Annotated in this window: 24 protein-coding genes and 1 tRNA gene; 17 read left to right on the top strand and 8 right to left on the bottom strand. The window is 63.3% G+C overall.

Features of this window, described 5'->3' with window-relative positions:
- Positions 1-239: 239 nt before the first annotated feature.
- Entirely contained in the window at positions 240-1778 is a 1539-nt protein-coding gene (locus NR101_RS08160; protein ID WP_256774783.1) for an N-6 DNA methylase, read from the bottom strand.
- Positions 1775-2371 (bottom strand): restriction endonuclease subunit S, encoded by a 597-nt coding sequence (locus NR101_RS08155; protein ID WP_256774782.1) that lies wholly within the window; start codon positions 2369-2371, stop codon positions 1775-1777. Before NR101_RS08155 ends, NR101_RS08160 begins: the two co-directional genes overlap by 4 nt.
- Before the next feature lie 637 nt (positions 2372-3008).
- On the opposite strand from NR101_RS08155, the gene NR101_RS08150 reads away from it, so the two are divergent.
- The 5 genes from NR101_RS08150 (at position 3009) to NR101_RS08130 (ending at position 7579) form a co-directional block, all read left to right on the top strand.
- Complete coding sequence (locus NR101_RS08150; protein ID WP_256774781.1) at positions 3009-3815, top strand: type I restriction enzyme HsdR N-terminal domain-containing protein; 807 nt, start codon at positions 3009-3011, stop codon at positions 3813-3815.
- A 131-nt stretch (positions 3816-3946) separates the two neighbouring features.
- Positions 3947-4021: transfer RNA gene (locus NR101_RS08145), tRNA-Lys, on the top strand.
- Positions 4022-4046: 25 nt separating this feature from the next.
- Entirely contained in the window at positions 4047-6359 is a 2313-nt protein-coding gene (locus NR101_RS08140) for a hypothetical protein (protein ID WP_256774780.1), read from the top strand.
- 507 nt (positions 6360-6866) lie between these two features.
- A complete protein-coding gene (locus tag NR101_RS08135; protein WP_256774779.1) occupies positions 6867-7346 on the top strand; it encodes a hypothetical protein in 480 nt (159 codons plus the stop codon).
- 29 nt (positions 7347-7375) lie between these two features.
- A complete protein-coding gene (locus NR101_RS08130; RefSeq protein ID WP_256774778.1) occupies positions 7376-7579 on the top strand; it encodes a hypothetical protein in 204 nt (67 codons plus the stop codon).
- On the opposite strand, the gene NR101_RS08125 is transcribed toward NR101_RS08130, so the two are convergent.
- From NR101_RS08125 to NR101_RS08110, 4 genes are all read right to left on the bottom strand, one after another.
- Entirely contained in the window at positions 7564-8097 is a 534-nt protein-coding gene (locus NR101_RS08125; protein WP_306175459.1) for a hypothetical protein, read from the bottom strand. The genes NR101_RS08130 and NR101_RS08125 overlap by 16 nt on opposite strands.
- Positions 8094-8849, bottom strand: a complete 756-nt coding sequence (locus NR101_RS08120; protein ID WP_256774777.1) for a hypothetical protein — start codon at positions 8847-8849, stop codon at positions 8094-8096. Before NR101_RS08120 ends, NR101_RS08125 begins: the two co-directional genes overlap by 4 nt.
- 309 nt (positions 8850-9158) lie before the next feature.
- On the bottom strand, positions 9159-9593 hold the full coding sequence (locus NR101_RS08115) for a hypothetical protein (protein ID WP_256774776.1): 435 nt from the start codon (positions 9591-9593) through the stop codon (positions 9159-9161).
- Positions 9594-9866: 273 nt separating this feature from the next.
- Positions 9867-10319, bottom strand: a complete 453-nt coding sequence (locus NR101_RS08110; RefSeq protein WP_256774775.1) for a multidrug/biocide efflux PACE transporter — start codon at positions 10317-10319, stop codon at positions 9867-9869.
- Between the two features lie 165 nt (positions 10320-10484).
- Here NR101_RS08110 and NR101_RS08105 point away from each other — a divergent pair, with 165 nt between their 5' ends.
- The 11 genes from NR101_RS08105 (at position 10485) to NR101_RS08055 (ending at position 22469) form a co-directional block, all read left to right on the top strand.
- Positions 10485-11369 (top strand): LysR family transcriptional regulator, encoded by an 885-nt coding sequence (locus NR101_RS08105; protein ID WP_256774774.1) that lies wholly within the window; start codon positions 10485-10487, stop codon positions 11367-11369.
- 167 nt (positions 11370-11536) lie between these two features.
- A complete protein-coding gene (locus tag NR101_RS08100) occupies positions 11537-12253 on the top strand; it encodes an ABC transporter ATP-binding protein (RefSeq protein WP_256774773.1) in 717 nt (238 codons plus the stop codon).
- Between the two features lie 15 nt (positions 12254-12268).
- On the top strand, positions 12269-13570 hold the full coding sequence (locus NR101_RS08095) for an ABC transporter permease (RefSeq protein WP_256774772.1): 1302 nt from the start codon (positions 12269-12271) through the stop codon (positions 13568-13570).
- A 73-nt stretch (positions 13571-13643) separates the two neighbouring features.
- The gene (locus NR101_RS08090; protein ID WP_256774771.1) at positions 13644-14873 is read left to right on the top strand and encodes an FtsX-like permease family protein; all 1230 of its coding nucleotides are present in this window, start codon (positions 13644-13646) and stop codon (positions 14871-14873) included.
- 170 nt (positions 14874-15043) lie between these two features.
- Entirely contained in the window at positions 15044-15229 is a 186-nt protein-coding gene (locus NR101_RS08085) for a hypothetical protein (RefSeq protein WP_256774770.1), read from the top strand.
- 101 nt (positions 15230-15330) lie between these two features.
- Positions 15331-16560: a radical SAM protein gene (locus tag NR101_RS08080; RefSeq protein WP_256774769.1), complete on the top strand. Its 1230-nt coding sequence runs from the start codon at positions 15331-15333 to the stop codon at positions 16558-16560.
- A gap of 9 nt (positions 16561-16569) precedes the next feature.
- Positions 16570-17748, top strand: a complete 1179-nt coding sequence (locus NR101_RS08075) for an HEXXH motif-containing putative peptide modification protein (RefSeq protein WP_256774768.1) — start codon at positions 16570-16572, stop codon at positions 17746-17748.
- A gap of 21 nt (positions 17749-17769) precedes the next feature.
- Positions 17770-18282 (top strand): hypothetical protein, encoded by a 513-nt coding sequence (locus NR101_RS08070; protein WP_256774767.1) that lies wholly within the window; start codon positions 17770-17772, stop codon positions 18280-18282.
- A gap of 8 nt (positions 18283-18290) precedes the next feature.
- Entirely contained in the window at positions 18291-20417 is a 2127-nt protein-coding gene (locus NR101_RS08065) for a peptidase domain-containing ABC transporter (protein WP_256777727.1), read from the top strand.
- Between the two features lie 37 nt (positions 20418-20454).
- Complete coding sequence (locus NR101_RS08060; protein WP_256774766.1) at positions 20455-21075, top strand: hypothetical protein; 621 nt, start codon at positions 20455-20457, stop codon at positions 21073-21075.
- A gap of 86 nt (positions 21076-21161) precedes the next feature.
- A complete protein-coding gene (locus NR101_RS08055) occupies positions 21162-22469 on the top strand; it encodes a TPM domain-containing protein (RefSeq protein ID WP_256774765.1) in 1308 nt (435 codons plus the stop codon).
- An 8-nt stretch (positions 22470-22477) separates the two neighbouring features.
- Here NR101_RS08055 and NR101_RS08050 read toward each other — a convergent pair whose 3' ends face one another.
- Both NR101_RS08050 and NR101_RS08045 read right to left on the bottom strand, forming a co-directional pair.
- Entirely contained in the window at positions 22478-23149 is a 672-nt protein-coding gene (locus tag NR101_RS08050) for a VOC family protein (protein ID WP_256774881.1), read from the bottom strand.
- 51 nt (positions 23150-23200) lie between these two features.
- On the bottom strand, positions 23201-23605 hold the full coding sequence (locus NR101_RS08045; RefSeq protein ID WP_256774764.1) for an Lrp/AsnC family transcriptional regulator: 405 nt from the start codon (positions 23603-23605) through the stop codon (positions 23201-23203).
- 306 nt (positions 23606-23911) lie between these two features.
- On the opposite strand from NR101_RS08045, the gene NR101_RS08040 reads away from it, so the two are divergent.
- A complete protein-coding gene (locus NR101_RS08040) occupies positions 23912-24202 on the top strand; it encodes a hypothetical protein (protein WP_256774763.1) in 291 nt (96 codons plus the stop codon).
- Positions 24203-24207: the final 5 nt, after the last annotated feature.

The following is a 24207-nucleotide window of genomic DNA, read 5'->3' as shown; positions in this document are numbered from 1 at the left end:
CCAGCCGCGTCATGTGTGCGATGGCTGGGCCGGCGAGATGACCTGCGCACGTGTACGCAGGCGGACGAGACAGTAAGGGAACGGAGATGCGACATACCTGCAGTCTGGCGCAGCGGCCTTCGCCCACACCGTGTGCATCATTCCGTTTCCTGATCACCGCATGACGCGGGCGCTGCATAGTTTTGATGCTTTCCAACAAGCAGATAGCACCCGTCGATCAGCCGTTCTGGCCGTGCCGGTCATGCCGCGCCACGCTCAGAGGCCGCCGCATACGGTTGTTCCAGCGTGCGCAGATCCACGTCCAGCGCCTGCTCCAGCGCATTCAACCGCGACCGCAACGTCGCCCGCTCGCGGCGAACGGCGTCCAGCGATGGCGACGCGTCTGTGGATTCCGGGTGCACGTAGCGGGCAACGCTCAGGTTGCCATCGTGGCGTGCAATCAGCGCCGGATCGGCGCGGCAGGCCAGCCCGGGCACATCCTTGCGCGCCTGGCAGAGCGCCAGCAGCTGCTCGGCGCCGGCACGGTCCAGCTTGGCGGAGCGCCTGCCACTGGACTGCAGCTGGCGCGCATCGATGAACAGCACCGCTTCGTCATTGCGCACGCTGCGCAGGACCAGCAGCGCCGTGGCGACCGGGGTGCCGGCAAACAGCCGGTCGGGCAGGCCGATCACCGCCTCGATCAGGTTGGCGTCCAGCAGGCGTCGGCGGATGAGCGCCTCATCGCCGGCGCGGAACAGCACGCCGTGTGGCACCACGAGGGCGATGCGCCCGCGCTGCGGGTCCATCGCCTTGAGCATGTGCTGCAACAGCGCCAGATGTCCCCACTGGCGCGGGGGCAGGCCGTGCACGAAGCGCCGGTGCGGATCACGAGGCGCGCGCTCGGGCGCCCACGCCAGCGCAAACGGCGGCCGCGACAGCTGCACGTGAAAACGCTGCAGCGTCCCGTCCGGCTGCACCAGCATGTCGTGCCGCAACGGCGTCCCCCCGTGTACGGCATGATTGTCTTCGCCGTGCAGCAACAGGCGCAGGCGGGTTCGCGCCCAGCCGTCGTCCATGTCCTCCTGGCCGGCCAGCCGGTGGCGGCGGGCACCATGCCGCGTTCGCGCCCAGCGGCTGGCGGCCAGCAGCAGGCTGCCGCTGTGGCAGGACGGATCACAGATGCCCTCGTCCTCTGACGGGTCCATCAACGCGGCCATCAGCCAGCCCAGCGCATCGGGCACATGTGCAAGCGGCAGTTTGCTCCGCCGCGGTTGATTACGCTCCAGCAACCGATCCACCGCCTCGCCGATGTCGCTGCGATAGGCGCCGCGCAGGCTGCGGAAATCCAACGCAGGCACTGACAACCGCCCCAGCAGCCGCGACAGGGCCACCTCGCGCCGGTCGGCATCGCGCGGCCAGCCATCGTGCAGGCGCAGCACATCGAACACCTCGCCCAGCGTGGCCGGATTGGATTGGGCCAGGCGCTGCAGGGCGGTCATGATGCGCAGGTCGTTGCCTACTGCGAAGCGATGGTGATGCAGCGCCTCAAAGCGGGCATCGGCCGGTACCGCCAGCAGCTGTGCGCCGGGAGCGCCGGGCGGCCAGGTAAGCGGTGACCCATACGCGCCGCTCGGATCGTGCGCGGCGGCCTCGGTATCGCTGGCGATCTTGAGCAACAGCAAAGCCAGCAGCAGGTGCGTGGCGGCCTCGCCCTCGGCGGCGTCCACCAGCACCTCGCGGGCGGCGGTGAGCGCGGCCAGCGTGGCATGCGCGCCCGGCAACGCGGCAATCAGGTTCATGCGGCACCTCCCTGCAGAAACTGCTCGGCCACAACGGCGATCTCCTGTTGGCGGTTGTGGATCAGCGCTTCCAGGCAGCGCTGCTCGGACTGCACCGCCTGGGCGATCGCCACGATGCGCTGCTGCTGTGGCAGCGGCGGAATGCGCAGCGGCAACTGCGCCACCACCGTCTTGCGCAGGCTCTGTTGGCGCGATCCCGCCGCCTGCTGGTGCAGGTAGGCCTGGGCCGCGCGCTGGTTCAACTGCCATGCCAGAAACGCCGGCAGCAGGTCGGCCGTGCTCACCCTCACCATGTACATGTGCGGACTGCACACGGTGGATTCTGGCGGCGCACGCAGCAACATCGCCAGTGGGTGATTGCCGCGTGCCGCGATCAGGACATCCTGATCCTGCACCCAGTCCGGCGGCTTGCGTGCGCGCAGCACGGTACGCAGCAAGTGCTCGCGCTCCCGCAGGCCATCGGCGCAGAGGTTCTTCAATTGGATGACCTGCACTGGGCCTCCCGGTACGGCGCCGATGGCACCGCGAAAGGGGTGGCCCTGGCGGATGCTGGCCACGTCGCCAAGCAGGGCGATGCGCGTGAGAGTGTTCATGCGTGCACCATGCTTTCGGGGTGGGGGAGGGTCAACCGAGCAGGTGGGCAGCATTTGCAATGATGCGAAATGGAGTGCGGTGGATGTGCGGAAGTGGGATGAAACTCGCAGGGGGTCGCAGCTGGTGCGAACGATGGCGTCAACTGGAGTTGGGGGTTTGGAGAGGTGGGGGTGATGGAGGAGTGGTAGTTGCGCACGTTGGTGGTGGTTGAGGATCGTTGCGCGGCCCTTCTAACTGATGTGGCCCTGGTGCGAATTCGCAAACGTATAAACGCCATGCTTGCGATGGCCACAGAGATTGTTACATTGGCGCGCGTGTAGATATCTACCGACTGGGCGGGTGATGAGACAGCCGAACCGACGCTCGTGATGGACATGAGGGTTCTCCTTTGCGGGGAAACCGTACGGCGCAATTTTCTATATGCAAAATTCCGATATTTCTCAGCGCTAGCAAGGTAGAGCCACCTCTTCCTAAGGCCGTGCCGGCCGCGGGCCTTGTTGCAGCGCGGGAGGGGTGTCGCGCTCCCGATGCCAAAACATCGCTCTCGGCCGTGGACTGGCTCGATTTCCCACGTGGCCGTTGCGAGAAGCCCGGCAAGTCGCCAATATGGGGAAACAGCCAAGGAACGGGGGAGCTATGTTGAAGATTCCAAAGAAGGTGATGGATCGTTGGCCGGCTACGGTGAAGTCGCTAGTCGCTGTCGCGGTATCGCATAAAACCAGAGATGTGTCGGAGGCCGACACGGTGACTCTGGTCAAAGATATGCTCGCCGAGGTGTTCGGCTATGACAAATACAACGAGCTGACCAGTGAACAGCAGATTCGCGGGACCTTCTGCGACCTCGCGGTCAAGATAGACGGCAAGATTCGCGTCCTTATTGAGGTAAAAGCTGCTGCAATCGCCCTCAACGAGACACACCTTCGGCAGGCCATCAACTATGGAGCGCACGAAGGAATTGAGTGGATCGTGCTTACAAACGCGCTTGAGTGGCGGCTGTATCGGATCAAGTTTGGCCAGCCCATAGAGTATGAGCTTGTATCTTCATTCTGCATCGCAGACATCAATCTGAAGAACGAAGAGGATCAACGTCGACTCTTCCTTCTTTGCAGGGAGGGCATTACGTCAGATGCCATGGGTCTCTACCATCAGCACATCTCCGTGCTCAATAAATTCACTGTGGCCCAGGTCATTCTGGGTGAGTCGGTTGTCTCGGTCGTGCGTCGTGAGCTGCGTCGTATGTTCCCTGAGCTAAAGATTGAGTCTGAGGCGATTCTCGAGCTTCTCAACAACGAGATACTCAAGCGAGAGGTGCTTGATGGGGAGAAGGTCAAGGATGCGCAGCAGCGAATACGGAAGGCGCTCTCAAAAAACGCGAAAACACTAGCGAAGAAGAGTGCCGAAGGCATCCGCGCGGAAGCTTCGCATGAAGCGTCTGTCGATTGACGAAGGGCGGAAATTAGGGCTGTTTGCACAGACGTATGGGACTCGAATTCTCATGCGTCTGTTTCTGGCCGAAAGCAGCCCCTAGTGGTCTATTGCGCCTGCACTCGCACCGTGCGAAATTCCACCTATATTCCGGAATAGTTCAGTGGCAGAACCCTCGGCTCTTAACCGGGAGGGCGCTGGTTCGACTCCAGCCTCCGGACCCATCTCTTCGCGATATCGACATCACGGATGACTTCAGATCGTAGTGGCGGTCCCATTATCGCGCCGGGCTTGGCCTACGCGCAGTTCCAGCTGGCCAAAGCGCTGATCAGCAGCGAGCAGAACCCGGATGCGCAGGCGCGGGCGCGCGCGAAGGCGCGATCGGAGCGCTGGCAGCAGATACTCGAGCATTCCCTGGACGGGACCGCGGACTATGGCTCGCGCACGCCGTTCGAGGGGGTTCCTGCTTGGGCGACGCTGGAGGTAGCCACTGGTGGCTTTGCCACGGGAGCCCTGCTCGCCGGGGGTGAGCTAACCGCCTACGAGCGCGAGCTTTGCCACAGGGTGACGGGCGTCCGCACCGAGCGTGCGCGGATGGATCTGAATCTTTGGCATCTGACCGATGACGGCCTGGGTCACCTTCACCAACTGCTCGCGGAAGGTCGCTACCGTATCGACGTACCTGAAGAGGCGGCCCTGCTGGTGGTGGCGTGGCTTGTCAGTCAGGGGCGAATCGAGCAATCGCAGGCGATCATCGAAGCGATCGCACCTTTCTTTGACAGGCTGAGGTTTTTCCCGGCACCTACCGACAATGCCTCGCCCCTGACTGCCGAGGTCAGTGTCTTCACCGCTGGCGATGTTCGCAGGCGGCTGTCGGAGCTCAAAGGGCAACGCCGGCTGGCGGAGCAGGCGCGGGTGATCAGCATCCGCTTGCCGCTATATGACGCCGCGATCTCGCTGTTCCTCGAGACCTACGTGGACGGATGGCCGTGCCGCCGATACCCGGCAGGCTGGCACGCTGCAGCGAAGGCGTTGTTGATGCAGATCGACAGTGCTCGCGTCACATTCCCCGGTGAGATCGTGCGCAAGAAGGACCGGGCGAGCGAACTGCTCCAGCTCCTGGCCGCCTGTTGCGACGATTCGAGCACGCTTACCGGACGTCAAGTCGGGCGAATTCGGAGAATTGTCGATGATTTCGTTGCCGCCCACGGCAGGCCCGAATCCCCGCAGCACGTCGCCTTCCGGCAGCGACAACGGCGCGACGTTTCCTCAGCACCACACCGCCGGATCGGGCACGCCGTTGCGGCGCGACTTGCGGGGTATCCCGAATCAGAGGGCATCCGTGACTTTTCCACGTTGACCTGTTCAATTACTGAAGGCGAGGCCACCACGCATTCAATCCAACAGGGACAGCCGTTGCCGGACGCGATTCGCAAGCGTCTGGAACGTTGCCGTCGCGGCACCATTGCTGAACTGGTGGATGCTGGCATCGTCACCTCCGGTGAGACAATCGCTCGCGTGCTTCCTGCGTTGACCGCCGAGATCCGAGGCAGCGCGCTGGCCAATCCCACGCTGCGCCGCTTGTACGCCTCAACGTATCGTGCGTTCCGCAGACGGCGCTCTCTTCTGTTGCTCAACCTGGAAAGCCAGGTGCGTCTTAGGGAGCTGCCTTGGATCGCCGCTATCGACGGCGAGCGCGCACCAGACGCCGCCAGCAACGAGAGCGCACGTCTTGCGCTGACTGAGTCGGCGTTGGTCGCAATTGAAGCATTTCCCCACGCGATCACGCCCAACAAGCTGGTGAGTGAGTTCCGCGCCCTCGCCGACAGCGCCAAGCTACAGCTTCCATTGGTGGATGAGATTGCGGCCGACATCTTCATGGGGGTGTTCACCAACACGTTCGTTGAGGCTTCGCGCTGCGCGGCCCGCGTTGTCGCCGGAACGCTGTACGCCAGCTATTACGACATCGATACCGATGCGCTGGCGGCACTGCCGGACAAGCGGAACGCGGGAACCATGCGTCGACTTTGGGGTAGGTCCACTGACGGTGCGGACGCGCTTTCGACACTGGCTGCTCTGCGTGCAGACGTGCAATCGGCCGCTCGGTCCCCCGCGACGAACGGCGCCATCCTCGAACAGTCACAGATCCTGACCACCCACAATCTTGCAGTGCTGTTCGAGGGAGCCGGGCTCCGAGCGTTGCTGGATCCGTCGCTGGATGCGATGGCATTGCGTTGCTATCAGTGGATCTGCAAACGTCAGCAGATGCCTGTTCCGCACTGGCATGGCCGGCTGATCATGCTCAAAAACACCGCGTATGCATGGAGACAGATGATCTTCTTCCTGTCGATGCTCGACAATGCCCGTAGGCATGCGGTGATCGCGCGCATTGAAGCCCATTTCCAGGAGCAGCCGCATACCTTCAAGTTTCGCTTCGGGCCCGCCATGAAGGGACTACGGCAGGCCGCAGCCGGCCGGAGCTTGCCTCAGCATGCACCCGGCGAGGACGGGGCGCGGGTTTTCAAGGGGTGGACAACGGAAAGGCACTGGTTGTTGTCCTGAGCCCGTCAGTTTCCACAGCCCCGTACGAAGGCGGCGACCCGGTAGGCGTAGACAACCACATCAGAATGCACCGGCAAGCAGCTAGCCGTTGGTCTAGCAGACGTCTGTTCTGGCCGGTAGCGGACACTCCGTGAGGGTCGTCGGCCACGCCCTGGCAGCCGAGCGCAGCGCCGAGCAGCAACGGGGCATATACTCCGCCACAACCATGATCCAGCTTGGATTACAGCCCCATGCGTTTCACTGCAGCCGCCGGTTCTCTTGTCGTTTTTACTGACCATGTCGTCCACCGTCTCGGTATCTGCGGCGGAAGCTGACATATTCGGCATCAAGTTAGGGGCACCCCTAACGCTGCCTGTTTGCGAACTATCCTCACCCGCTCCAGCTGCCCGCAGGAGCAACATCGGATTGGGGGCTAGGGCGTTCAACAAGCTGACGGCCCCGCCGCCGGAGCCGCTGAAGGCTCTGCCACCGGCAACAGGGTTGTGCGTCGCACCCGGCACGACAAAGATGGCCGCAGGCAATACCGAGTTCGGGCCAGGCGAATACGGTTACCTGGTCTTCGCCAAGGCTGAGGCCCCGGCGTGGGTCGCGCCCATCGGCATGTCGATCGGCGCGGGCGCAGGTGACGCTTTCTCTCTGGAAGGTGCGGGCGGCCTGGTTTTGCTGCACAACGGGCGTGTGATCGCCTTGCGCTTCAACACCACGGGGTTCGAGGCGGAGCCGCGCGTGATGGAGCTGCTCAAGCGCAAGTTCGGCTCGCCAGGTTCGCAGAGGGCCGTGACCTGGAACAACGACCTGGGCGGCAGTCGCGATTCGATTTCCGCGCAATGGCGCAAGCCCGATTTCTTTGCGGATTACTCTTCGGTCGTGCAAACGCAGGCTATGCGAGCACAAGGGCTGTCGGGGGGGATCGGGTTCCTCAACATCGGCAATGATCTAGGGCAGCAAGTGCTGCAACCTTCTGCTAGCAAGGAAGCGGAATTCTAGAGAACTGACGGCCTAGCGGGAGGCAGTCGTTGAATCCCGGCCAGCGCATTGAGGCCTTGGGAGGCATGCTCCAGATGAGTCTGACGTCGATTGCGGCGGCCCTGTCGCTCATAGCCATGTGCGCGGCTCCGGCCTATACCGAGAACGTTGCGCCGCTCCCCACTTTAACCCCTGGCGACCTAGAAGGGCAGCCAGAGGTGCTGGAAGAAATCCGTCTTCAGCTGATCTGCTGAGGCGGACCCACGTCAACGATAGGCATTTTGCCACCGCAGCTACCGTAGCAGCCGCCGCCGATCAGCACGCCACCGCCCCCGCCACTACCTCCGCTGCCACCGCCGCCGCCACCGCCGTTCGAGCCGACCGACTGGGCAGCCTTCTGCGCCATCTCTTCAGCTGAGCTGTCGCAAGGCTTCTCGATGTAGATATTGGCGGCTCCAGTAACCATCATCAGCTTGAATGAATATGCGACGTAACCGTGAAACGCATTTGCCCGCCAGTTCGCTGAACCTACAAGCTTTTCGGCCGCCCCATCCAGCTTTTTCATGAAGGCCGCATTCGCCGGGTTGCTGTAATCGTTGGCTTTTGGCATATCGGACAGCGTGACCTTCAGCGGTGCCATAGGCGGCATCGGAAGAACTTCACAGGCAAGCGCAACACCGACAACTGCTCCAAGACCGATGACGGAAAGCGAAATCTTCTTACTTATCTTCATGAATCCATTCTCTTCTGTGTTGATCCATTTGCTCTTCAAGAGTGCCCTATCGGCCGCGGGATGAACTCCGCAGGCGCGCCGTATTTGTCGAAATAGAGCTTGTTCATCGTCTCATTCAACCGCAATGCTTCTGCCTCTCCCAGCAGACGCTGCTCCGGCGTCAGCGGCGCGGGCATCATCACCTCTCGCCCTATGGCGGCACGTAAGTCCCCACGCATTTCGCTGACTCGCGAAACTGCGTAGGCAGCCACAGGGTCGCCGTTTCTGCTTCCTGCTTGATAAGCGGCCAACAACTGGAGTGCGAACAAATTGCCGTCAACGCCCGCTTCCACCAAGCGCTCCTGAGCCTTGGGGTCAGTTCTCAATAGTCTTCCATCGAGCATCACGCCCGCGACTGCGTCACCGGCAGCTGCTGCTTCTCGCAATCTCTCATCGGGAGCAGCAGTGTATGTTTCCCACTGCCTGATGTTCGGGTAACCATGCAGATCAAGCCACTGCTGCTCAGCCACACTCTCTGCAAAACCCGGGTCATCCTCCAAATCCATGCCTGCGCGCGTAAGCGGCACTTCCGGGAATGGATGACGAGGCGCTGAAAGAGGCTGGCGTGAGGACCCTGCTGCCATATCCGAATCGGGCGCTTGAAGCTCGGCACCAGCTTGTCCGGGCGCGTGACTTGAAGCGCTTGCTTCACTTCGCTTGACGGGTCTCATGCTATCCCCCAGCTGCGTCCACCCCACAGCGGCCAAGCCCACCACAGCAACGGCAGAAATGCCGATGACTTTGAGATTCATGTAGTCCTTTACAGCGTACTAAAAATTTCGCGAGCAATGCTGATGCAGTCAACGCGGCATGTCAAGAAAAGCCCAAGCAAATCAAAATGCCACAGTTCTGCTCGCCTGGCCGAAATGGGACGAGCAAGCTAGTCCCCTATGCGGCGTGAAATGATTGATCATCCGACCTATCCAGGTGCTTGCGCGGCAGTGCGATCACCATTTTTTTTGCAAGGCATCCCTGATGACATCGTTTGTAAACAGGGATGCTGACCATGCTCCGCGCGGCCGGGCGACATCGCGCGCGGCAAAGGTTTCGCTATGCCACGATCAACGGCCGGGATTAGCCGCAGGCTCGTACGCAGCAGGGTCCTGTCCCGATTGGCGCTCATGCAAGCCGATAACCCTCTCCCAACCAAATTCCTTCTCAAGCGCCTCCCGTACCAAACCAGGAATGGCGAACCAGGAGGTGTTCGTATGTGCGTCGACGCCTTGTGGGCCAAACTCAGCCAATAGATACAACGTCTCGGCCCTGGACATCCGCCCCCTCTCATCCATGAGTATCGCGCGCCGATGCTTCTTCATCAGAAGCTTGAGTTGCTTGATGCTGGATACGCCAAGCTCCTCAAGCTCCGCTGCCACATCGGTCAGATCATAATCACCATAGTCATGACGGCGATGGAAGAGGCCACGCACAATATTCCTTATCGCTGCCGTAGTCACGGGCTCCATGTCAATGATCGCCCGTGAATGAGAATGCCTCATTGGCCAATTCCTTTTTCCGTGATCGGGAGCATTAGTAACAGCCGAGTAGCGCGAGACCTTTCAGCGAACAGCCTCATCCTTAGCGCACCTGCGTTCTGCCCGGCAGCGCCAGATATAGCGCATCCCTCTCCAAACAGACAGCGGCTGGAGCGTTGGTCAGGCTCAGGGTGCAAGGTCGCCGCGGGAGGCGCAACGCGCCGACACTGTCCGGAAGAAGGAGCGGTGAGAAGAACGGGCGCCAGGCGCGCGTGCCATCAACACGCGTGCCGAACATCACCGCGCCTCGCTGACCCGACCCGCTTCCGCCCGCCGCACCAACCGCTCCCGCACCTTGTCGTACACCAGGTTGTACACATACGTGTAAGGCAGGAAGAACGCGATCAGCCCCATCTCCAACAGGAACGCATCCCAGTAGGAGATGGACAGCCACCACGCGGCCAGCAGCACCACCACCAGCACCAGCCCGCCCTCGAAGCCCACCGCGTGCCCGATACGCACCGGCACGGTCCGCTTGAACCCGAACTTCTTCTCCACCCGCTCGAACATCGCGTTGTAGAGCATGTTCCAGAGCATCGCGCACGTGGCCAGGGCGATGGTGAGTACGCCGGTGTCGAACAGCGACTTGCCCAGCACGTAGGACATCACCGGCGCGCACAGGCACAGGGCGATGCCTTCAAACAGCACGGCGTGGACAATTCGGTCCCAAAGGGTCTTTTCGGTTTTCATGGGTGCAGCACCTGATGTTCGCCGCCGGCAGGGCCAGGCGGAGAGGAGAGCGGATCTAAGGAGGGGGAGGGGGCGGCGATCAACGCTCGTAGCGCGCCCGGGGACCATGGTATAAGTTTCAAAAATGGTGAAAAACCCCCAATATCGTAGGCGGCCGTTTCATATATGAAACACTTTCCGTGGGACAACCTGATGGTGCTGCTCGCGGTGGTCCGTGGCGGCACCCTGCGCGAAGCCGCCAAGGCAGCGCGCATGAGCACGGCCACGCTGTCGCGCCGGCTGGATGCGCTGGAAGAGCGGCTGGGCGGCAAGGTGGTGGAGCGCACGTCCACCGGCTGCATCCCCACCGAGCTGGGGCAACGGGTGTTTGCGCTGGCCGAGCAGATGGAGGAGGCCGCCGACGAGATCGCCCGCGAAGCCGATACGCCCAAGGAGCTGGTGGGCACGGTGCGGATCAACGCCGACGAATGGGCCAGCTTCCTGCTGATTACCCTGTTGCCCGGACTGAACCGCCAGCACCCCGGCCTGGGCGTGGAGGTGCTCACCTCGCGCGAGCCTTACAACCTGGCCCGCCGCGAGGCCGACGCGCTGCTGCGCTACGGTCCGCCCGATACGACGGATCTGCGCGGTGACCGCGTAGGCCGTGTGGAATACGCGTTGTACGCCAACCAGGCCTACGCCGCGCGGCGGCAGGCGGCGATCGCCAACCAGGCGTGGCATGAGCTGGAATTCGTGGGCCTGGACGAACCGCGCGTGGAGTTCGAAGTGGAGCGCTGGCTGCGCACCCTGCCCGGCGCCAACCGCCCGTGGCTGCGCTGCAACTATTCGGTGGGTGTGCTGGATGGCGTGACTGCAGGTGGCGGGCTGGGGGTCATCGAGTGCACGGTGGCGCAGCACGTGGGCGGGCTGGTGCGCGTGCGCGATGCGCCGGCATTGAGCCAGGAGGTGTGGCTGTGGACGCACCGGTCGCTGTACGACACGCCGCGCTTCCAGGCGGTGCGCGACTTCCTCAAGCACGCCTGGCTCAATGCGATGGGTGAGCGCGGGTAGCGGGGGGGGTAATGCGCGCTCATCCTTCGGAGTGTGACCTGTTCGCCATCTCACAGGCAGGAAGTGACTTGCCGGATCGCAACCATTGAGTGAATATCGGATAACCGCCAGGGACGTTGGCGATGTCGCCAGCTCTCTGCTCGCAAAGCCAGACGAAGGAACGCTGCATGCTTGAAATGAAAGGGATTTCAAAGGTATTCCGAAGCGAACAAGTCCTGACCAGCGCATTACGTGCAATGGACCTGCATGTAGAAGAGGGTGAATTCGTCGCCGTCACCGGCCCGTCGGGGTCTGGCAAGACCACCTTCCTCAATATCGCCGGCCTGCTCGAGGGCTTCACCGATGGCTGCTATCGCCTGGATGGCGAGGACGTCTCCACCTTGGGCGATGAAGCGCGAAGCAGGATGCGCAACGAGAAGATCGGTTTCATCTTCCAGGGGTTCAACCTGATCCCCGACCTCAGCCTGTTCGACAACGTGGATGTTCCGTTGCGGTATCGGCGCATGGGGGCGGCAGAGCGGCGCGAGCGGATCGAGCATGCGCTGACGCAAGTGGGTCTGGGATCGCGGATGAAGCACTATCCCACGCAGCTTTCCGGTGGCCAACAGCAGCGCGCTGCCATTGCGCGGGCACTGGCCGGCAGTCCGCGGCTACTTCTTGCAGACGAACCTACCGGAAACCTGGATACCGGCATGGCCCGTGGCGTCATGGAATTGCTGGAACAGATCAACGGTGCCGGTACGACCATTGTGATGGTCACCCACGATCAGGAGCTTGCCGCACGCGCGCGTCGCAATGTACACATTGTCGATGGCCAGGTCACCGACCTGCGGCGACCGGTTGACGTTCCGAGCGATGCGTACGTTTCCTCCACCAGCGAATAACCAAGGACGGTGGTCATGATCGGCTATTACTTTGGCCTTGCCCTGCACAGTTTGAAGAGAAACCGGGTGCTCACCGCGTTGATGATCCTCGCAGTGGGGTTGGGCATCGGTGCCTCGATGACGACATTGACCGTGCTCCACGTGCTGTCGGGCGATCCCCTGCCGGGGAAAAGTGATCGCGTGTTCCGCGTGCAACTGGATGCCGAAGCAATGCAGGGCTACAAGCCTGGCGGTGAGCCGCTCGAACATCTGACCCGCCTGGACGCCGAAACGCTGCTGGCGCAAAGGAAAGCGCAGCGCCAGGCGATGATGTCCGGCGGTGCGGCACGGGTGGACGCGGGGATCGCCGGCCGCGCGCCACAGCAGACGGACGTGCGATTCACCACGGCCGATTTTTTCCCGATGTTCCAGGTTCCGCTGCGCCACGGCCGAACGTGGACGCCGGAGGAAGACCAGGCGCACGGGCGATTGGCGGTGATCAGCGATGAGCTCAATTCGGCCTTGTTCGCTGGCGAGGACAGCACGGGCAGGAGCATCCGCGTCAACGGCCAGGACCTGCGCATCATCGGTGTCTTGGGGCCCTGGCGGCCCATTCCCAAGTTCTATGACCTCAATACCGGTCGGTTCCGCGCGGTGGAAGGGCTGTTTCTTCCCTTCACCACCGCGCGCGACCTGAAGATCTCGTTCCAGGGGAGCAGTACCTGCTGGGGCGAAGGCGGCACCGACATGTATGACGTCAACGCGCCGTGTGCCTGGCTCCAATACTGGGTAGAACTTGCAGCGCCTGCCGATAGGGCGGACTACCTGCGCTATCTGGACAACTACTCGGCGCAGCAGCGCGAGATGGGCCGCTATGCGCGGCCGGTGAACGTAAGACTGCGCAGCGTGACCGACTATCTGCTTTACAAGCAGGTCATCCCCAGCGATGTGCGTCTGCAGGTCTGGCTGGCGTTCGGTTTTCTGGCGGTCTGCCTGGTCAATACCATTGCCCTGCTGCTGGCAACGTTCCTGCGGCGGGCGCCAGAAATCAGCCTGCGCCGCGCCTTGGGGGCGAGCCGCCTGGACATTTTCAGGCAATGCCTGGTCGAGGCGGGAACCGTCGGCATCGCCGGAGGCGTGGCCGGCCTGTGCCTGGCATTGGTGGGGCTTTGGGCCATTCGCCAGCAGCCTGCCAGCTACGCTGCACTGGCGCACCTGGATCTGAAAATGCTGCTGATGACGCTCGGGCTGGCACTGGTCAGCAGTGTGCTGGCCGGGCTGCTGCCGGCCTGGCAGGCGATGAAGTTCGAGCCGGCCTCGCAGCTCAAGTCCGAGTAACGCGGCGTAACGCCACTGCAGGGGTGCGGCGCGCACTGCCGCACTCATGCGATTCAATTTCCGGGAGTCGAGCATGGACGTAGCACCCATACTTTCCGCATTGCGGCGGCATAAAGTTGCCGTGTCGTTGATCGTGCTGGAGATTGCCCTCAGTTGCGCGATCATCTGCAACCTGCTGTTCCTCATCCACGAACGCATCCAGCGTCTCCAGATCGACAGCGGGCTGGCCGAGACCGAACTGGTACGTATACAGGCGGCCACCGCCCGTCAGCTGGAAGGTGGCGAGGAGGGGATCGACCGCACGGTGTCACTGGAGTATCTCAACGCCATGCGTGGCCTGCCGGGTGTATCCGGCGCGGCGTTGGCCACGCAGGTTCCCTTCGGCAATTCCAGCAGCACCAGCAGCGTCAGGCTGACACCTGATCAGAAGGACGAGAGCCTGACCGCCAGCGTTTACCTTGATGGCGGCAATCTCTTGGACGTCTTTGGCTCGCGACTGATTGCAGGTCGCCTGTTCACCCCGGATGAGTACCGGGACCTGGAAACCATCGAAGGGACCGATGCCGATCAGGGCGTGCCCGCAGTCATCCTCAATCGCAAGATGGCAGAGCGGCTGTTCCCGGGCCAGAACGCGGTCGGCCAGTCGATCTACAGCTGGGGCTCCCAGCCCACGCGGGTGGTGGGCGTGGTGGATGAGCTCCTCCGCCCGAACGGATTCGCCGAAGGTGCTTACACGATGATCCTTCCCGTGCGCAAATACACGCCCGGGATGCATCTGGTGGTGCGGACCACGCCGGAGCGTCGCGCCGAAGTACTGCAGGCAGGCGTGGCCGCACTCAAGGCGATGGACCCGGGCATCACCATCTTCGCCAGCGACACGATGAGCGAGATGCGCAGCAGCTACTTCCGCCAAGACCGGGCGATGGCCATCATGCTGTCGGTCGTCGTACTCGGATTGCTGGTGGTCACGGCGCTGGGAATCGTGGGGTTGGCCAGCTTCTGGGTGCAGCAACGCACGCGCCAGATCGGCATCCGGCGGGCGCTCGGCGCACGCCGCGTGGATGTGCTGCGCTACTTCCAGACGGAGAACTTCCTCATCACTACGGCAGGCATCGTGATCGGCATGTTGCTGGCTTACGCACTCAACCTTGCGCTGATGCAGGCCTATGAGCTGCCAAGGTTGCCCTTGCAGTTCCTGCCGGTGGGCGCGCTCATTCTGTGGCTGCTGGGCCAGATCGCAGTGCTGGGACCTGCGCGGCGCGCATCACGGGTCAGTCCTGCCGTTGCGACGCGCGGCAGGTGAAGTGCGGGCCACGTCAGATAATGAAAAACCGATTCGATTAATTGCGGAAAGCTTGTTGACACGAACAATTGATTATGTAAAAACGTTCATGACGCATTTATCATGCGTCGTTCACATGTAGGAAAAATCTGAGTAGTTCCACTTCAATAGTGCAAAGAAAGGAGTCTTGAATGGATATGAAGCTCCGTAGTCTGGCAGATCGTCTCAAGGCCAAGATCGAGAACAGCCCGCAGGCTGTTTCGGATCTGGACGGCATGAGCGACCTGGTCGATGCCCACCTGGAACTGGTGAGCGCTGCCCACGGTTCGGCTCACGGTTCCGGCCACCTGTCCGCGAACCCGGAAGTCCTGCAGTAAGCACTCCGCTGTGAGAGCAGGTGCCGGCCACGCGCCGGCACCTTTGAACATTCGTGCTCAAGAAACTCGCATGATAATGCGGGACAAGGAAGTCATTGCCTATGAATAGTCCGTTGGGTAATCAGATCGATGTCGTCCTGAAGCTCGCGGAGCGATGCAACCTCGCTTGTCCCTACTGCTATTACTTTTTCCAGGAAAATAAACTTTCCGAGATAAGCCGCCCGCTGATTCCCGAGAAGACAGTCCACGCCGTTGCCGCATTCCTGCGCAAGGGAGCGGTGGAACTCAATATCAAGCATATCTACCTGGGGCTTCACGGTGGGGAACCCACCTTGTTGCCCAAGCAACGCTTTGACCGGCTGTGCACGATCCTCCGCGAGGCGCTGGACGATGTGACCGAACTGCATCTGGGCATGCAGACCAACGGGACCCTGATCGACGAGGAGTGGATCGATCTCTTCGCCAAGCATCAGGTGATGGTCGGGGTCAGCATCGACGGGCCCAAGGACGTCCACGACCAGTCGCGCCCGGATCGGCGCGGTCGCGGCAGCTATGACAACACCGTGCGTGGCCTGCGGTTGCTGCAGGCGGCCAGTGCCGATCACCGCATTCCACCCACTGGCGTGCTGTGCGTCGCCAACGCCGCTCTGGACGGGCGCGAGGTCATGCGTCACTTCGCTGAAGAACTCAACGTTACCGGACTCAATCTGCTGTTGCCACGGCAAGGGCATGGCGACACCACGCTGGCGCCCCAGGCGCAATGGACGCGCTACTTCGGCGAGATCATCGATTACTGGATGAACTCCGCGCAGAACAAGCCGATCAAGGTGTACATGATCTCGGAGATCATGAAGGCGATGATGTCCGAGGACAATGCGCAGCGGCTGGATTTCAGGCGCGCCAACCGGCACAACGTCATCACCATTTCGGCGGAGGGCTACCTGGGGCCGGATGACAACATCATGGCGCTCGACGATGCCTTCTGCCGGTCCGATGTGACGATCGAGAACACCAGCCTGCGCGAATTCTTCGCAAGCCCCATGTGGCGCTCGCTGGTCGGTGATGTCGACGCCGCGCCGGAAAAATGTGCCGACTGCGAGTGGTTCCGGACCTGCCGCTCCGGGGATCTGTTCAATCGCTACAAGAGTGGCGAGGGGTTCTCATCGCCGTCGGTCTTCTGCGAAACGCTCGATGCCATCCACGCGGTGCTGGCCAAGATCGTGGTCAGTCGCGATGGGCTGGAACCGGTTGCCCGAATCCTGTCGGCGCCACCGCAATACCAGGCAGCGCAATTCATGAATCCGGCAGACGCCGTCCACGCCAACGCCTAGGAGCCCTTGATGGAGATCTTCAGCTATCTCTCCCATCCCTCGGTGGGGGACTTCCGCAGCGTGGCGGCCGAGCTGTGCACGATACAGTTCCATGCCTTTTGCAGTCGTGCTCAGGAAGTGGTCAAGCAGGGTAGGCATGCGCCGCTGGTCGAGCAGGTCGTGCAGCAGCTTGGCGCACAGCCATCGAGCATTGCCTACTGGACGCTCGAGGTGAGCTGGATTTATGCCGGGATGCAGGGCATGCGCGCTGATGCATGCGAGGAGACCAAACAGGACTGGGTGGCCGCGCAAGTCGCCACCGCAGCATTCCTGACGGGGGTGCTGGATCGGATCCACATGCGCGTCGACATTGCCGAGCCGATCCTGATCGCCGGTCGCACCTTCGTTGGTGCACTGACCCTCGACGGCAGCGCCGACCGGTTATGCGTGCGCGCCGCTGGCGGTGCCGAGACGACGTTCGTCGCCATCGCCGGCCGCGATGATGTGCGGGTCTGGATCGAGCCGTCGGCCTCCCGGACGCGGCTGCTCAGCATTGATGGGCACCCGGCTGTCCGGCTGGTCGGAAGCGATTGGCACGCCAGCCGTTGGATCGGCCAACCCTGCGATGATGCGCCGGCAGAGGCGGCCGCGGCGCAGATCGAGGACGCGCTGGCGCTGCTGCGGGATGTCGCGCCGGAGTACCACGACTGGGTCACCTGTCTCTTGAAGGAAATCACTCCACTGCGCCGCCCGGCACCGAACATGATCGCCAGCAATTCCTCTGCGTTGCGGATGGGCGGGATCGATCTGGCCACGCCCGCCAGTGCCACTGAAACGGTGGAAATGCTGGTGCATGAATGCACGCATCAGTACTACCACATGTGCAGCTGGATGGGATCGACCGTGGTGCCCGATGCCAAGCCCTACTTCTCGCCGCTGAAGCAGTGCGAGCGGCCGCTGGACCGCATCCTTCTGGGCTACCACGCCTTCGGCAATGCCATGATTGTGTTTGATCGACTGGCCGGGAAAGGAATGGCCACCGAGATCCAGGACCGATGGCGCACAGTGAGCGCGTACATGGATCAGCTGGTCACGCCACTGCGCGATCCTGCGCAGCTGAGCGAACTGGGCGTGGCGTTGTTCGCTCCCCTGCATGCGCGACTCGAACAGCTGGATCATCGGCGCCCCCCCACCAGCGCTGCTGCTTGATGGCCGTGGCCGAGGAATGACGTGACCCGCCCCGACGCGCTGCACAACCGCCCCTTCTTCCGCCCGGAGGCGGAGGCCCACCGGCGCCACCGCCACCTGGGCGAAGTGGACCTGGCCCGGCCGATGTCGGTGCGGCTGGCATTCCTGCTGCCCATTCTTGCCTCACTGCTTCTGTTGGCGATGGCGGCAGGCATTACCTTGCGTACGCGTATGGTCCCGGTGGTCACCCCCGAGCGCTTGGAAGGGGGAGCGATCCGCCTGGTCGTGGCGCAGGCGCGCGGCGCGTCGCTGTCCAGGGGCGATGCTGTGGAGTTGCAGACCGGCAGCGGGCGTCGTATCGCTGCGGCGACGGTTATCGGGCTCGCGCCGGTTCCCTGTCCAGCCACGGGGAAAAGCGGCTGCACGGCGGTGCTGGCAAGGCCGGATGCCACGCTGGATGGCAGCCAGACGATGGAAGCGGTGGCGGTGCTGCGTGGACGTCCTGCGCGCTATTTCCGCTTCTTTGATGGATTCATGTCCTCGAGGGGCGAATGAGCATGCGGATGCGCCTCGGCCCGAAGACACCGATGGTCTACCAGGCAGAAAGCAGCGAGTGCGCGCTGGCCTGCCTGGCGATGGTGGCCGGCTTCCATGGGCTGGACGTCTCGTTGCTGGCACTTCGTGAGCGCTTTCCCATTTCGATGAAAGGCGCGACGCTTCGTGATGTGGTGGAGCTGGCGCGGCGAATCGGTCTGGAGACGCGCTCGGTACGCTGCGACCTGGGGGGGCTGCCGAAGCTGCGCCTGCCCGCGCTGTTGCACTGGGACTTCGAGCATTTCGTCGTGCTGGCCGACATCCAGCGCGGGGTGCATGTCATCCACGATCCGGCACTTGGCGTGCTCAGGTTGAGTGCCGAGGAAGTTTCCAATCACTTCACGGGCATCGCCGCGCAGTTCACGCCCCTGCCCGATTTCCAGATGGGCAGCGAGGGTGGCAGGTTGACACTGCGTGGCCTGCTCCGCGGCAGCCGCGGAGTGGCCGCCTTCATCGCCCAGGTGATGTGGATCACCGCGTTCCTGGAGCTGTTCTCGCTGCTCAGTCCGATGGTACTCAAGACAGTGATCGACACCGGGTTGGCCCATCGCGATTTCGACTTCATCACGGCGTTGGCGATCGGCTTTGCAGGCGCGGCGGTGTTGCACGGCCTGCTCGCCTTCGCGCGGGACTATGTGTTGCTGCACTTTACGTCCTCGTTCAACGCGCAGTTCTCCTCGATGTTGTTCAGCCATATGCTGCGGCTGCCCATGGGGTTCTTCAGCAAGCGCCGGGTAGGTGACCTGATCGACCGTTACCAGTCGGCCAACGCGATCCGCCAGACGCTGGTGGGTGGGCTCCCACGCGTGCTGCTGGATGGGCTGATGGCGATGATCTTCATCGGCATCCTGCTGCACTACTCCCCGGCGCTGGGTGCCATCGCGCTGGGGACCTTCCTGCTGTACCTGTTGGTGCGCACCGCGTCCCACCGGCGAACCCGCCGCCTGGCCGAGAACGTGGTGAAGATGCGCTCGGAGGAGAACGGTCACGTGATCGAAACGCTGCGCGGCATGCAGCCGATCAAGATCTTCGCCAAGGAACAGGAGAGGCTCGGAAACTGGCGCAACCACTACAGTCGTTTGCTCAACGCGGAAATGGGGTTTGGGCTCTCCACATCGGCGCAGTCCGCCGCCAAGGTCATGCTCTTGGGGCTGGACGCCGCAGCCAGCATCTACGTAGGCGCAGCGCAAGTGGCGTCCGGGTCGCTGACGATCGGGCTGCTCTTTGCGCTGTTTGTCTACAAGGCACAGTTCGCCGCCAAGTCAATGACCCTCGCCGAACAGGCGATGGAGTTGCGCATGGTGGGCCTCCACCTGGACCGGCTTGCCGAAATCGCGCTGTCTGCGCCGGAGCAGGACCGGGCACAGGCCCAGCACGTGGCGGTATCGGACTTCGAACACTTCCGCCTTGAGGTGGACAACGTATCGGCGCGGTACGGTCCGATCGATCCGGCAGTCATCGCTGGCGCAAGTTTCGAGATAAACGCGGGCGATTTCGTGGCCTTGATCGGCCCGTCCGGCAGCGGCAAGACCACGGTGTTCCGACTGATCCTTGGCCTGATGGACCTGGACGAGGGCGAGATCCGCTTCAACGGCAGGCCGATGGCCGAGTACGAGCTGCAGAGCTTCCGGCGGCGGATCGGGGTGGTCATGCAGGACGACATGCTGCTGTCCGGCACGATCCTGGACAACATCTCCTTCTTCGACGCCAGTCCGGACGAGACCCGGGCGCGGCAGTGCGCGGCGACGGCGATGATCCTCGATGAGATCGATGCCATGCCGATGAAGTTCAACAGCCGCATCGGCGACCTGGGCTCGGCTTTGTCCGGCGGACAGAAGCAACGCATCCTGCTGGCACGGGCGCTCTACCACGAGCCTCGGATCCTTCTGCTGGATGAGGGAACGGCCAATCTGGATGTCTCAGTCGAGCGCCAGTTGCTGGACAACCTGGCCGCCCTGGGCGTGACCTGTGTGTCCATCGCCCACCGCCCAGAGACCATTCTCCGTGCCAACAAGGTGCTTCGCATTGAGGGAGGGCGCGTTGTGGAGGTTCAGGGCAATGGCGTATCCATCAGTGCAGCCGCTGCCATCGCATGATTCGATCACATCCTTCGATACAGGAGAAAGCACCGTCATGAGCGTCAGGTTCCTTGAGTCCCGAGGTCACAACCACTCCACCCGCGTCGACCTCTTCATCCGGCTGTGGGATACCCCACTGCCTGACGCGGACGCTGAGCGTCTGGCCACGGTGGCACCGATCCAGCAGATCAGTTCATCGTTCGGAAACATGAACAACACAGGCACGCCATTTCCTTCAACCAGCTGCCTGGCATCACGGTTCCATCCGGATTTCGAATCGGTCATCGAGCCGGGCGTGAAGGCGTTCCTGTTCGCCATCGCCATCGACCACAACCTGGTGACGTACACCAGCTGCGAAGGCCACGACTACCGGCTGGACGACCGGACTCCCGACGAACGCCACGTCGGGGTGGTGGGGCGCGACCAAGCCGAGCACCAGAGGATCGTTGACGCCTTCACTGGCGTCGCCGTTGCATTCAACGCCTGCCCTCCTTCACCGGCGATCGAGGCCGCGCTGATGATTCACAGCGTTCACAGCGGGGAACGGGAGTATCCGGCCGTGGACCTGTACCTGTCCAAGCGCGAGGCGGCCAGTTGGGATGACTACTTCGCCGAGGTCGATGCCGCGTGTGAGCATCTGATCGGAATGCTCGCGCAGACCCCCTCGATCGGCTGATCACCGCTGACACGAAGCCGCAGTGGGGCCTCACGTGCGATAGCATCGGCCCCAGCATGCAACCGGACGCGGCGATGGGGAGCAGGATGAAGCGACTGTGGCGATGGGCCTGGGTACTGTGTCTATTGCCGGTAATGGCGTTGGCCGCAACCACGCCGATTCCCGAGCTGCATGACCCGGTGGTGGACACGGTTGGCGTTCTCGACGCCAGCCAGACCGCGCAATTGCGCGCGCAGGCGCTGGACCTGCAGGCACGGCGCGGTGCGCAGTTGCAGATCCTGGTGGTGGACAGCACCGGCGAGGACGGCATCGAAGCCTACGCGCTACGGGTGTTCGACCAGGGGAAGATTGGCCGCCAGGGCGTGGATGACGGCGTGCTGCTGGTGCTGGCCATGGGCGACCGCCGCGTGCGCATCCAGACCGGCTATGGGCTGGAAGGCGCGATTCCGGATGCCTACGCTCAGCGGATCATCGACCAAGCCATCCTCCCGCGCCTGCGCGAGGGTGAGCCCGGGCAAGGGCTGCTCGACGGCAGTGCGCTGCTGGTGCGGCTGGTGGATGGCGAGGCGCTGCCGCCGCCCAGCGACGATGCCGATGCCCACGTGACCCGGCTGCCGCAGGACTGGCGGCGGGGCGACAGCATCGTGGCGCTCGCACTGCTGGCCGGCTTTCTGCTGGGGCTATGGCCGCGACGTCCCGCAGTGGACGCCAAGCCGCCTGCGCGGCGCTGGTGGACGCGGCCGCTGCTGATGGCGGGTGCGGTGGCGATCGGCGCGCTGGCCTGTGCGCTGCTGACCCCGGGTGCGACCCCTGCGCTGGCCATCGCGATGGGTTTCCTGGTGCCAATGGCTGCCGTGCTCGGTTGGCTATGGCGGGACAACCGGCCATCGCGCTGGGCGCTGGGTGCGCTGCTGGTTGCCTGTGTCGCGGGCGATATCGCATGGCTCTGGTCCGGTCGCCCGCTGCCCAGCCTGGCGCTACACATCGCAGCCGTGGTCGTGCTGGCCTTCGTGGCGATGCTGATCACGTTCCTGGTGCTCGCGCTGCGTTCCAGTTGGCGGGTGGGGCGCATCGGCTTCTTCGCACGGCTGGTGTTTCTGGCGATGCTGACCGCAGGCTTCGTCTGGCTGGTGCAGCGTACCTTCGCGAAGATGGGCAGTGACGCCGGTACGGTGATGCTGGTGGCGGGCACGTTCGTTCTGTATTTCGCCTGGACGCTGGTGATGGCACTGCACCAGCGGCCCCAGAAGGGCGGCAAGGGCCGGCGACGCGGCGGCGGCTCGCGCCGCAATGACGAGCGTAGTTCGTCCAGCAGCTCATCCAGTAGTTCGTCCAGCAGTTGGTCCGGTGGTGGCGGGCGCAGCGGCGGTGGCGGCGCATCGGGAAGCTGGTAAGCGTCGGATCAGGCCGAATACATGCGCCAACCGAGCGCAGCGTCGATGAGTTCGGCGCCGGCCGTAACGCCGCTCAACCGCGCCTGCACGCCCCGTGCATTGGGCAGCGAGCGCTGCTCGGGGAACCAGCGGCGGGTGGCGTCGGCCACGATCAACAGCCCTTCGTCATCGCCCATCGGCGCGAAATAGGGCGTTGGTGGCGACAGCGGTTCCAGGCCGAACGTGGCTTCGATCCGCGCCTGCGTGACAGCAACGGACACTGCCGGCAGGCCGACCTCGCTGATGCAGGTCATCTCGCTGCCGTGGAAGGCGCCGTGCAGCGCCGACGCGGGCAGGCGCCGGCGTGCGATCAGCTCCAGGATCAGGCCGTCGGGGCCGGTGAAGTAGATCGATTCCGAATCCCAGCGGCCTTCGAAGGTGAAGTGCTCCTTACCTTCGGCGTTGCGCTGGCGCGTGGCGCGTGCGTCCAGCCACGCGGTGGCTTCGGTGAAGCGGTTGTGCGGCACGTTGAAGGCAAGATGCACGCCGCCGACCGGCAGTTCGCCCGCTGGAACAAGCTGCAAGGCGCTCCAGCCCACCTGCACGCGACTACCGTCCACCGGCAATTGCAGCACGTCGCCGAAGTACGCCGCCACGGCGGCGAGATCGGAAACCGGCAGGGTCAGGTGTTCGATACGCATGCAGGCATGGTGCAGCGGACGTGCGTGCAGGTCCAGTGCACGGCGCACCATTTACCCGCTGCGTTTGCTCGACGACGCATCCACCAGTGGATAGCCGCTGAAGGGTTTCACTTCGTCCATCAGGAACTGCGACACGATCTTTTCCACGCGGTAGTCGCCGCCGAGCAGCAGCCGGGCGATGTCCTTCCAATGGTGCACATCGTTGACGATCACCCGCAGCAGGTAGTCCAACGCGCCGGAGATGCGGCAGGCCTCGACCACCTCGGGCATGGCCAGGATGCGGCGGTCGAAGGCGGTAAATTCTTCCAGCACATGCTGCTTGAAGGTGACCAGCGCGAGCACCACCGTGACCGAGCGGATGCGGTCCACCGCCACGTGCGCGCGATAGCCACGGATCAGCCCCTTGGTCTCCAGGGTGCGCACGCGCGCCAGGCAGGCGCTGGGGGAGAGAGCCACGCGCTCGGCCACACAGGAGCTCCGGTTGCAGATACCTCCAAGCACGTCTTGCATGCTACATGGACCATGGACATGACATCACGCAGCGGGACGACGAGGCACATTCTCAATCGGGGAATTCTCCAGCGATACGCCTTACCAGGGCCTCGGTGCCGAGGGCGGGATGCTCTCCGCCCCTCTCGGCGGCAGCGGCGCTTCCGCTGAGATCAGTTCCCGCTTACGCAGCTTCTGCCAGGAACCGGCCGGATCACTTCAGCGGCCAGCGCAGGGTTCTTGGCGATGCGGCTGCGCTGGCTCGCCGTAGGAATGACTGCCGCCACGGCCAGATGGGCCAGCGAGAATTGCAGCGCGGATGTGCGCCTGGTACTCGGCGCAGGCTTGGCGCAGTGCCTCCACGCGCGCAAGCGTCTGTGGCGTGGCCTGCTGGTACTCGTGGTGGGCACCGCCGGCCAGGAGGCCGGAGTTGTACGGTTTTTCAGCGACGACCCCCAGACACCCGCGCGGCGCTATCCGGCATCAGCCGGGGGCGAGCCGTGCGAGATCGCGGTGGAGCAGTGTGATCCCGACGGCTTCCTGATCGCCGGGCATCTTCCGTAGACCAT

Source organism: Stenotrophomonas sp. Ste86, from assembly GCF_024519465.1.
Taxonomy (GTDB): Bacteria; Pseudomonadota; Gammaproteobacteria; order Xanthomonadales; family Xanthomonadaceae; genus Stenotrophomonas.
The sequence above is the reverse complement of the archived record's forward strand: the minus strand, read 5'-3'. Positions and strand labels throughout refer to the sequence as shown.